The sequence below is a fragment of the Flagellimonas abyssi genome (genome assembly GCF_019457905.1).
GTDB classification, from domain to species: domain Bacteria; phylum Bacteroidota; class Bacteroidia; order Flavobacteriales; family Flavobacteriaceae; genus Flagellimonas; species Flagellimonas abyssi.
Genome location: NZ_JAHZSV010000020.1, coordinates 74,867 through 86,574 on the forward strand (window position 1 = coordinate 74,867; position 11,708 = coordinate 86,574).

The 11,708-nt window shown below is 33.5% G+C and carries 7 protein-coding genes; 5 read left to right on the forward strand and 2 right to left on the reverse strand.

The window, feature by feature from the left end; genetic code table 11:
- Nucleotides 1-6: 6 nt before the first annotated feature.
- Nucleotides 7-126 carry a transposase gene (locus K1F36_RS20350; protein WP_335341954.1) on the forward strand — a complete coding sequence of 40 codons (120 nt, stop codon included), beginning with the start codon at nucleotides 7-9 and terminating at the stop codon, nucleotides 124-126.
- A 141-nt stretch (nucleotides 127-267) separates the two neighbouring features.
- Here K1F36_RS20350 and K1F36_RS13790 read toward each other — a convergent pair whose 3' ends face one another.
- Together K1F36_RS13790 and K1F36_RS13795 are read right to left on the reverse strand one after the other, a co-directional pair.
- Nucleotides 268-1,143, reverse strand: coding sequence for a DNA adenine methylase (locus K1F36_RS13790; protein WP_220114346.1), 876 nt, complete (start codon nucleotides 1,141-1,143; stop codon nucleotides 268-270).
- A gap of 2 nt (nucleotides 1,144-1,145) precedes the next feature.
- Nucleotides 1,146-2,033, reverse strand: coding sequence for a NotI family restriction endonuclease (locus K1F36_RS13795; RefSeq protein ID WP_220114347.1), 888 nt, complete (start codon nucleotides 2,031-2,033; stop codon nucleotides 1,146-1,148).
- 563 nt (nucleotides 2,034-2,596) lie between these two features.
- On the opposite strand from K1F36_RS13795, the gene K1F36_RS13800 reads away from it, so the two are divergent.
- From K1F36_RS13800 to drmB, 4 genes are all read left to right on the forward strand, one after another.
- The gene (locus tag K1F36_RS13800; RefSeq protein WP_220114348.1) at nucleotides 2,597-3,187 is read left to right on the forward strand and encodes a hypothetical protein; all 591 of its coding nucleotides are present in this window, start codon (nucleotides 2,597-2,599) and stop codon (nucleotides 3,185-3,187) included.
- Between the two features lie 81 nt (nucleotides 3,188-3,268).
- Nucleotides 3,269-5,677 carry a DISARM anti-phage system protein DrmE domain-containing protein gene (locus tag K1F36_RS13805; protein WP_220114349.1) on the forward strand — a complete coding sequence of 803 codons (2,409 nt, stop codon included), beginning with the start codon at nucleotides 3,269-3,271 and terminating at the stop codon, nucleotides 5,675-5,677.
- Nucleotides 5,658-9,359 carry a helicase-related protein gene (locus K1F36_RS13810; protein ID WP_220114350.1) on the forward strand — a complete coding sequence of 1,234 codons (3,702 nt, stop codon included), beginning with the start codon at nucleotides 5,658-5,660 and terminating at the stop codon, nucleotides 9,357-9,359. Before K1F36_RS13805 ends, K1F36_RS13810 begins: the two co-directional genes overlap by 20 nt.
- Nucleotides 9,360-11,357: a DUF1998 domain-containing protein gene (drmB, locus tag K1F36_RS13815; protein ID WP_220114351.1), complete on the forward strand. Its 1,998-nt coding sequence runs from the start codon at nucleotides 9,360-9,362 to the stop codon at nucleotides 11,355-11,357. It begins immediately after the preceding gene.
- Nucleotides 11,358-11,708 lie beyond the last annotated feature (351 nt).

Here is an 11,708-nt window from a genome sequence, read left to right on the forward strand (position 1 = left end):
TGACACATGAAAAAAAGTAAGCTTACCGAGAACCAGATCATCAAGGCACTGAAAGAGAACGAACAGGGCCGCAAGGTCGGTGATATATCCCGTGAGATGGGCATTGACATATTTTGGTTCTTTTAAATGAAGCGGTCTCAGCTAAGAAATGTAAGGTTTTCGGAGCGATTACCTGTCCACCTAAAATGAATTTTGCTAAATGAACGAATCCTTCTAAAAGCCTTTTCTGTCCTATGTTTTCTTTGCCATTGATGGGTCAGTGTTTTATTATTTCCACCAATCAAAATTGTCCGAAACGATGATTTCATTTTTTTGGATATGGTGAGTGGTTTTCATTGGAATTGTTCTAAAATCAAGATTATACTTTTCGGCTAATTGCCTGATTTCATCAGTATCGTCATAGGTAAGCATGAACTTTCCCTTGAGTTGTGCAGTCAATGCAAATAGTGCATCATGGTCTAATTCAAAATGTGTGTACAGCCGTCTTCCTGCAACTGTGTATGGTGGGTCAATGAATGAATATACACTTTCATCATTTTTGACTTTCTCAAGTTCAGTGAATGCATCACCGGTAATGAATTTCATATTCTTCTTAACATGACCAATTGCTTTGATTCTATCTCGTAAAGTTTTAGGATACCATCGCGACTTTATTCCCTTTCCATTTTCACCATTTTTTATTAGTCCTGAACCCTTGGTAATAATTCCTCCATGAAAAATTCTGTTTTTTAGAATGGTGCTGAATGCTTGTTCTTTTTTGGTCTTGTTTTCCTTTTGAAGAATCGAGTTGGCGTTTTCAGGTGTTAGGTCAAAAGAAAAAATTTTGTCGGCCAACCAATTTTGGTCACCATTAATTATCACTTCCCAAACAGCGGCCACTTCATGGTCAAGTTCAATCATTACAATATTGTCTGCTAAATTCTCAAATGCTGCGGTAAGGCTAACAATCCCACCACCCGCAAAAGGTTCAATCAATTTTTTATGTTCCTTGGATTGTTTGAGCCATTGTCTCACGACAGGAATTAACCAAGTCTTGCCACCTGGATATCTGAATGGACTTCTCTGGGGAATTGAAGCCACATTAACTACCTTTTGTATAGCATTTTTCTGTTTCGTTTCAAACATTGATAATTGTCCACCCATGATTAACTGCTTATAATGTCTGTTAAAGACGGAGCATCTGGCGGATTTTTATCCAAATGTTCGTCAAGACGGGTTTGTAGAATATTAATGAAGTCAAAAATATCTCCTGGTTCAGGGGTCGTAACCCTTAACAGAGCTGGCTCAAATTCTGTATAAATTGTTTCAGTTAAAACAAGATTGTTTTGCTTTAGCTGTTTGTCGAAAACTAGGTCGTATAGGAACCATGCAATATCAGCTTTTGGTTTAGTTGTTGTCGGTAGAGAAGGAAGAGTCTCAAAAAATGATTTCTGTAGTGCTACAGTCTGTTTCTTTTTCCAAGATTGAAAAATTCCACCCTTGTATAGCATTTGTGGAATAAGTCTCTTTCGTGATGATGATAGGTAATCGGGTTTTGGGTAGTTGTATCCTGATGGCCATTCAAAGTCTTTAGAGGGCTTTTTCATATAAGCTTCAAATGGATTTCGGAGATTACCTGAAATGTATACGCCTTGAACTTCTAATGAGGCAAAATCTATAAGTTGTCCCTTATCATTGTATTGAACAAGCACAAAGTCTATGTTTCCAGCTGATTGACCATTTTTGTCAACAAGCTTTATTTCAGACAGTGAAGTCCAATTTGCTTTTTTGCCAAATGCAAATTCAGCAGCCTGTTCAATAATAAGCCAATCTTCTCTGAATCTTGTTGGACATGTTATTACCGATGTCCCATTGTGCCAAACACTGCATACACCAAGCGGATTATTCGCTTTATCCTTTGTGCAGTTTGGTACTTTATTGTTGTAAGGACAAAGTTTCTGCTTTCGATATCGCTGTGCCTTCGAATTGTCATTCTCAATTGGAAAGCCAAAAACTTCACCAAGAGGACTTTTGTTAACTGTTTTTTTTGCCATGCTCAAAGGTATAAAATTCTATCGGCCGATAGAAATTGTGCTCATGGTTTTTACATTGGCCCCAACGCCACGCGGATATGAAGAGTTGCATTGGCAGCTTGCTGCCAAGAGGAAAGCCATTAGATGCATATTCGCTATATCCGAAATTAGGATTCACCTTCTTCATATTCTATGAATCCGAGATTAGAACTTATTTTTATTATTTTTCCTTTCATGTAACTATGGTCGCTTCAAAGAATTATTCAATTAGTTTTATTTGAAAAAAATATTGGGGAGGGATACAAGTTAAAAATTTAATGCTACAGGTTTTGTTTTATAAAGCAAAACCTGTAGCAAGTGGATGGTCCATCAATACGAAATAGAAGTAGATTTTTATATAAGCGTATTTAAAGCCAAATTTGAAAGCAAGAATTTGAATACAGAAGATTTTACAATAAAACTAGGCGAGGGTTTACCGAAATACAAAGGGCGTTGGCAATCTTCGTTAAAAAACAAATCAAGGATTTGCTTGAGTTTGAACAAGTGGAAAGAGAAACGATGTGTTGTTTTAGGAACATGAAATTATGAAGTATTTAGAGTGGAATAATATCATATCAGCCTATTTTTTCAATCCTTTTAACACAGGTAAGGATATACATTTATATTTAACAAAGAACGACATCATCAATATTGCAAGACAGCATTTCAACGAAGAAACGGATGATGAAATTTGGACTGATTTTATTGCTTCCATTAAGCGAGGTATTCCGGGTTCAAACGGAAATGTGGTTGCAAAAGCAAAATACGCCCATTCTAAAAGCAACGTTGTCGGCATAAAGAAAACGGAAGGAACTTTTGCCACAATAGACGATGTTCCTGTTTTATATCCGCCTTACATTTCTTATCTGGTTTTTCTTGTTCTTCCATTAATTGTAGGAATAGATGATAAAAACCTAAAGGCAAATGCTTATTCCGGAAGACTTAATTCATTATTGGCAAACAATCAAATTAATGAAACTATTGGGACAACTGATTTCAGAAACAACCAAATAAATTGTTTACGGGAGGATTTAGCGAATTGGGCTCATCCAGTTAAGCTATCTAAAGAAAGTGATTTAGCATTATTAACTTTTTCAGATAATCCGCACGAGCCTAAAAATCCTAAGCACCCTTAAATGGTAGCGCAAATAGCACCTCGTTTTGAAAATGGTGTTCCAAAAGAGGCAAAAAATACATTATGGTTTTTATAGAAGACAATGAATGAAATTCATCAATATCTAAAGGAGTTTAAATATAAAACAAAGAAGAAGTTCTTTGATCAATACAGCTTTAATTATTTGAAGTTTAATGATTTTCAATGGTTGAATTTTGCATTAATAGAGGAATCTTTAGATAGTGGCGATAATTTATTTATAGGGTCTTTTAATAAAGAATTACCATCACTCTCAAAATTTCCAACTGTACTTTCTGTAGCAATATCAATGTTTTTTAAGAATTATTGTGATAGTGAAATGTCATTTCAAAAAGGGGATATAATCCAAAAGAATAGACAAAAATTCAAAATCATTAGCAAAACAGATAAAGGGTATTGGGTCTTTGGTGGTAAAAAAAATCAAGAGTATAAAAAATTAGTCAAGCATAGTAGTATTAAAGAATATTCTGTGGTTACTACGGGGCTGTCAAGTAGAAAAGTGAAAACAGGTCTCAAAGAGTATAAAGAGTTTTACAATACGTTGTTTTCAATAGAATCTGAAGTTCCTTCAAAATTTAAGTATAAGTCTGCAATCGTACTTGTCAAAAAAGAATTCGAAAAAGAAATAAAAAACCAGAAATATCTAAAAGCTGATATAAAAAAATCCATTCCAATGAGGTGGATTACAGCCAAAGGAAAAGAATATTGGAAGGACTTACCCATTGAGCCTATGATATACTGTGTTCCTGATTTTGAAACATTGGAAGAATATGTACTCGATAAAGGGATCGAAATTGAAACATTGGTGGTAATTGGCAAAAATAAATACAAAGAAGAACATGGAACCAACATAAAAAGAGCGGTTAGAGAAGGAGTTGTGAAGAATTGTATCATTATTGGTAGCGAAGACTTACACGATAATGCAGGCCAATTTTTAAAATGGAATTGGACCTATCCTGAATTTGCTTATTTAATGAAACACCCTAATGGGGAAATTACTGTAGCCAACATACAAGACCAACCTTTTGAGCAAGCCTTAAAGAGTTTCACTGACTATTTGTCTAATTTGGAAAAGCAATACGGAATTTCGCTTAAAAACATTAAAGGTTTACGTAAGTTCTTATATGCTTTAGTTTTAGCTAAACAAGAAAACAGTAGAAACCTTACACAGTTAGAATATGTAAAACATCTTATTGGTAAAGTCACTAACGATACAATCTATGAAGAGTTTTACAATCAAAATTTAGAGCCATATGAGGTTTTGGAATATGTAAACCCATTAATTCAAAACATCTTTGATTGTTTCAATAATGAGAAACTCAAATTCTTGGAACAACTCAACTTTGTGAAAGTATTGATTGTGCCAGAGAAACTTGTTGATAATTGGAAAGAAGAGTTTCAAACTACTGTAGGTACTATCTGTTCTTTCAAAGAATTTATGACATTTCAGCATAAGTTTGAGAAAAGTAAAAACGTTTTTGTATTGAGTTTGTTCGGTAATGGAATGAATCAAGGGGAACTTATTGAAACAGCAGCTAATACAAAGCATAATTTCAACTTTTTGGCATATCCTGAAGAAGCAGAAATAATTGAGTTATTTATAACAAACAGGAATAACAATCTGCTAAATGAATACAAATCTAAAGACAGGAAAAAATTGTCTGGTATTAAATTCGAAATTCCTTTAAGTAAGGTTGATATACCTAAATCTCTTGAAGAAATAATGGATGAACTATACGATAGGCAAGATAGAAAATCGTATGAATATGAATATGAGTCTCAAGGTCAGGTAAATTATCAGGTGTGTTTTGAAGACCAAGGTACCCCTATTGTAATAGATGGTTCAAAAACTGTTTTAATGCTTAAAGGAGAAAATTGGATTAAAACAAAAACTTACAATTTAGTAGCTGGTGATTCGGTTAGAATTTACAACAACCTTTCAAAGGAAAAATTGTTTGAAATAGCGGCAGGCGAAGATAGTAATGGGCGTTTTGCAGAAATTATAGAACTCTCTCAACTCTGGAAAAAAGAACTTCGTAGTTATTTTTCTTCTAAAGTAATGAGTAATAAATATTATGATACTTCAGATTTATTAGAGGATTTAAGAGCAAAAGGGGCTACTATATCAAACCCAATTACTATAAATAAATGGTTGGATGAATCGGATAAAGAGCGTTTTCCTAACGATTCAAAAAATGTAATGGCAATTAAAACTTTAATAAATAGTGAGGTGTTAAATGAAAACTTTGACCAAGTCCTTAAAGTAAGAAGTTTTTACAGAGGTGTAATGATTTCTTTGGGAAGAGATTTGAGTGATGATGTCATGGACTATGTAAAATCAAGAGGCCTATATAAAGGTCGAATTTTATCTAAATTCAATCAAGATGAAATTCAATCCTTTATTCATAATGCAGCACCAATAAAAAAAATACAAAGTATAAAAATCACAGACGATGAAGAATCCAACGGATGAAATAGATTATAAAGCAAGACAATTTTTTCAAAATCGGATTAACCGGGGAATGATTGGTCCAGGTTCCGATACTTGGGGCTTGCCTGATGAAGAAGAAATAATTTCCGATTATCCGCTTCCACGATATTTTAGTGGTGTTTTGTTTCCAAATAAGTCAGTGTGCCCTACTCAAAGTGCACAAGATGATGCAGATGGAAATAGTGATGGATTAGAAGATGATGTAGATGTAAATGAAGAAAATCCTGAAATTGAAGAAGTTGACATTGAAGAAAAAGACGTCACCGATAAAACCGTTACAACGAAAGAAGAGTTCAATTTAAGTACAAACAGTTTTTTCCCTACCAACATTGGAGTAACAGTAGCAGTTGAAAAATCGGTTAATGAAATTGATGTGGAATTTTCATTTGGTTTGTATCACCAACCTAAAAATGAGGAACTAAAAATTATAATACCAAAAGCAGGGTACGATTCATTTTTTGAGGAAGGTATTCCATACCCTTTACCTTTTAGAAATATTCTAAAATATAGTGAGGATGGGTTTATGTATTTAGAAAGAGAACTAAAAGGAGAACAAAGAAGACCTCAACGTGCTAATGGAGAATATGGACAGTATGATGAATTTAAGAGGACACAAAATTTAACAAGGCAAACAGAAGAGGGCGGTTATTTTTCAGCCTACTATTATATAGGGTATTTAGACAAGTTGTTAAGTCGCTCTTGGAAAAGGAAACAATACAATTTTAAATTGAAAGTTCCCGTTGTAAAATCAACACCTATACCAGAATATTTTCAGTTTGAAGATGAAATTTTTAAACAAACAAGGGCAGGATATAATATTAAGATATTTGAAGATAGTAGGGCGAAATACATAAAGGTTCAATTAGTAAACATATCCGATGACCATCCTGCTAATAGGTTTTCCAATAGGTCTGAAAATTTAAACTTGAAATCCTTATTTCAAGGAAAAATAAAAGTACATTCAGAAAAGCTTATTGAGTATAAGGACAATACACTTTCCACATATGCAGCTGGTGATGATATTAGAGATTTTGAAGCAGAAGAAATTGAGTTTATCTACAGAAATATTAAGAGTTATGGCATTGGACATAATTGTTCTGTAAGTTGGGATATTGAGAACAAAACCGTTGAAACAACATTCCTTCCTCAAAAGGACATTAATGACGTTATTAATGAGTTTGAAGATTCTTCATTAGATGATTGTTTAGATATGCGAAACCTCTCAATCTGGGGTGTTTCCAAAGAGCAATTAAAATCCAATTTAAGACGATTTGTAGTTAGTTATAAAGAATGGATAGAGAAACAACTGGACCAAAAAAGTAAATTATCTAAAAACGAACAGGAAATAGCTGTACGTATTATAGACCGTCAGCAGGCCAATTACAATCGCTTAAATAACAATATAGATTTATTGGATAATGAGGATATTTATGAAGCGTTTAAACTGGCTAATACGGCAATGCTTGTTCAGTTTATTATTGCCAATGACAGTAAGTTGGGGAAATATGAAAAAGAGCTGCACGAAGTAGATAAAAGTATCAATGCAAATCACTTGGAGTTTTTTAAAAATTATGGTGCAATAAAAGGGTTGGGTTTCATTCCAAAGTATAGACCTTTTCAATTAGCATTTTTGTTGTTAAGTATTGAAGAAATTGCCATACCCGAAAAAAGACAGGAAAATAGTACAGTAGATTTAATTTGGTTTCCAACTGGTGGTGGAAAAACAGAAGCCTATTTAGCAGTAGCAGCATTTACAATTGCTTACCGTAGAATAAGTAAAAGCAAAGATTATGGAGGTACAACGGTTATGATGCGTTATACCTTGCGATTACTAACGGCGCAGCAATTTGAAAGAGCTTCACGATTAATAGCAACATTGGAATTTTTAAGAGAACAAAAGGAGTTTACACACCAATTAAAAGATGAGCCAATAACTATTGGTTTATGGGTAGGTCAAGCCTCAACACCAAATAAAATTAGTGCCGCTAAAAAGCTTTTGGATGACAAATACGGAATGGAAGCTGAAGCTTTAAAAGGAAAGGATGGAGACCCTTCAAAGAAAAATGAATTTCAAATAAGTAGTTGTCCTTGGTGTGGCACAAAATTAGTGTCTCAAGAGAAAAATGCAAAGGGTGAGCTAAATTGGAAATATGGCTTTAGGGTAAGAAGTAGTGTTTTGAATATTCATTGCATAAACAGTAAATGCCATTTTCACAATAGCCTTCCAATTCAGGTAGTTGATGAAAACTTATATAGAAATCCCCCCACGTTATTATTCGGTACAGTAGATAAGTTTGCAATGTTAGCATGGCAGGAGGATGCACACAACTTTTTTAAGGCAAATATTGATGAAGGATACCCACCTGATTTAATTATTCAGGATGAGCTGCACTTACTTAATGGACCTTTAGGTTCAATAACTGGCTTATTTGAATCTACAATAGAATTATTATGTAGTAAAAATGGTATTGGTCCTAAAATTATATCCTCAACGGCAACAACACGTAATACGCAATACCAGATTGAAAAATTATATGGTAATCGGACAGTGAACGTATTTCCACCTTCAGGAATTAATCACAATGATAGTTTCTTTTCAAGAGAAAGCAAAACGAGTAAAAGGAGATATATAGGATTTATGCCTACTGGTAAAACATCTATCGATACACAATTACAATTACTGGCACATTTATTCGTAGCGAGATTAGAAGTGCATAGAGATAAGGAAACGGAGACAAGAACAGACCCGTATTGGACAATAGTGTCTTATTACAATAGTTTAAAAGATGTTGGTAAAATCTATAACAAAATAGGTGATGAAATAACAACGTTTACATCAACTTTACAATATAGATTAGCACAACTTTTTAACCCTTACGACAATTTTAAATTTAATTATTTAGGTATAACCAATAGAACAGAAGAGCTAACAAGTAGGGTGGAAAGTGCCAGAATTAAATCTGTTTTAAAAGAATTAGAAAAAGAGTTTGATACTAAAAACATTGTAACAAGTGAGCGCGGGCATAAATACCTTAACGATGTAGTCGATTTTGTATTGGCCACCAATATGATTTCTGTTGGTATTGATATTAGCCGTTTAAATGTGATGCTTATCAACGGTATGCCAAAAAATATAGCAGAATACATTCAGGCATCCAGTCGTGTAGGACGAAAAAATAAAGGATTAGCAATTGCTTTATTAGACCCAAATAGGGCAAGAGAAAAATCATACTTTGAACATTTTGCTAATTTCCACCAAGCATTTTATAAATGTGTTGAACCATTAAGTATCACGCCATTTACAGAAAGTACAATTGATAAAATGCTAACAACTGCTTTAGTAGCATATATAAGAAATAAGTTAACCAAAATGAACGAAGATAAAGATGCATCAAAATTCGTAAAAGAAAACGCAAGGGCATTTAAAGAATTTGTAATGGGAAGATTTAATGAAGACGTTCAGATGTTGGCATATTTTGATAACAAGTTAAACGATGTCGTAGATGATTGGTATAGAAGGGCAAATACAGAAGGAGATTTGAAATACAAAGCCTTATTAAAAAAGCCTTCCCAGAAATCTGAAGGTGATGTAGATTGGACAGTGATGCAATCCATGAGGGAAATAGATACAGATACATTCATTCAAATAAAATCAAATTTTTAAATGGCAGTAAGAAGAAATAACACAGCCACTGACAATAAATATGTCAAACTTCAAACTCGTAAAGTATTGAGTGCTTATGGAGGTTCTGGTTCAATTATAGAAACACCATTTGGAGCTTTAATGATTGAGGATTTTGATAAATGGCCATTTTTTAAACCTGAATATAAAGATGGTGAATGGGTAGTTAATATAAATGGTTTGTTTCATGTAATAGATGAAAGGTTATTGCAAAGGTTATCACATAAGGATGGTTTCGAGCAATTAGAAGCTTTCGTTTATGTACCGGATAATGTATCATCATCAAGTCGAGCAGATATTCCTGAAACACCTGAAAATACGGTGAGTGCAGAGTTTTTTCCTAAATGGTTTTATTGTAACAAATGCAATAGATTAAAGAAAATTAAAGAGTGGTGGGATATTTGGCAAAATGAGAAAACAGGAGCAACTAAAAAAGATTTTGCACCTCCTAAATGCGGAGTGTGTTACAAAAATAATGGTAAAAAATTTGCACCAGAATTAGAACAAGTAAGGTTTATTATGACTTCGCCCATAGGTAGGTATAAAGAAATTCCTTGGGAAAGATGGAATAAGGCAGAAAAGGAAGCCAATGAGGAAGATACATCAAGTGGATCGATTCGATTAGATTATGAAAGCCTTTGTTGTGATAATCAAGATTTACGCTACATAAAGTCCAAGAAGTTTTCAGATATGGCTGGTATCAATATTAATTGCATGAATGATTCTTGCGAACATAAAGGTCGTCAAGTTACATTGGCAGGTATGTTTGGTTTAAGAGAGCGTGTGTGGTTTTCAGATGAAGAGATTTTGGAGCGCCACACAGAGAACAAGGAATTAAAAGTCTATTATAAACCTGTTATTCGAAGCAGTAATAGTGTGTACTACCCAATTTTGGTTACCAGTATATTTTTGCCTACGGATAAAGGTATTCGAACCAAAGATTTAGAAAAAATTGAAAAATGGAAAGAAAAAGGTAAAGATGCTGAATTTATTTTTGATGCACTATTAGAGGAGTATTCATTAGAAGTGATACAAAAGTTATTGGATAAGGAAGACAAAAACGAGTACATTCCAGAATTGGAATATCGCCTATATGAGTATAATTTTTTAGTTAATCATAAAGAAGATAAGTTTGAAGATGAAAGTCAGAATTTGATTTTTCAGAAAGAAAAATTAAAAACACTGATTGATTATGGTTTTGAACAGCTTATTGGTTTAAGAAGAATAAAAATGACTTCGGTACAAATTGGCTATACAAGACAGGAACCTTTGAGTAGTGATGACTTTTTTACAGAAATGGATGCTACGCAAGGCTTGATTGAGAAAAAATATACTTCAAAATGGGGAAGAATGACAAAGTACTTACCAGCAGTAGAAAGCTTTGGTGAAGGCATTTTTATTAGTCTATCTAATGATAAAATTCAAGAATGGATAGAATCAAGTGAATCAAACGGTAGATTTAAAAATAAAATAGACCGTTTACAAAATAATATCTTAAATCATGCTTATCGTTCTGTAAATCAAAAATTTGACACAGAAAACAGTAGGGGGCATATAATTAGATTTTTATTGCTTCATACCTTATCCCACTTGTTAATTAAGGAGTTAGAATTTCTTTGTGGATACCCTTCAACATCATTAAATGAAAGGCTATTTGTAGATGACACAAGAATGCAAGGAGTTTTGTTATATACAATCGCAGGGGCAGAAGGTAGTTATGGTGGCTTGGTTTCTCAAGCGACCGAAGAAAGAACGTTGAGGTTATTAAAATCTGCAATCCATAGAGCTACCGATTGTGCTTCAGACCCAATATGCTATAATACCGAAGATGGTCAAGGAGTAGGTGGTTTAAATATGGCTGCCTGCTATAGCTGTACTTTAATTCCAGAAAACGCTTGCGAAGAGTTTAATTCGTTCTTGGACCGTTCATTACTAATTGATGAAGAATATGGGTTTTTTAAAAATTTAATAAGATTATAGCAGAACGGAGTTACCAAATCAATTAAAAAAATTAAGAATAGAATGCCAATTTTGTTACAGGTGTAGATACCCCGATCTTTAGGACAGTTTTTTTTAAAACGCTTTGTGCACTGCTGACATCACAGAAAGAACCGACTAATGTGGGTCTATCATTAAATTGTTTATACAATTATTTGTATCTTATTGGAATTAAAAGAGAGCAAATTATCTCTCCGAAGTTCTTTTCATGGTTTTGTTGTGCAATCAGGTGTGCAAAATTCTAGAATAACATGTAAAATATTGAATAACAGTGGTTTGTGTGTGGTCAGCCAAGTCTGCCACCCCGACAGAAATGGTTTTTTTAGCAACAAA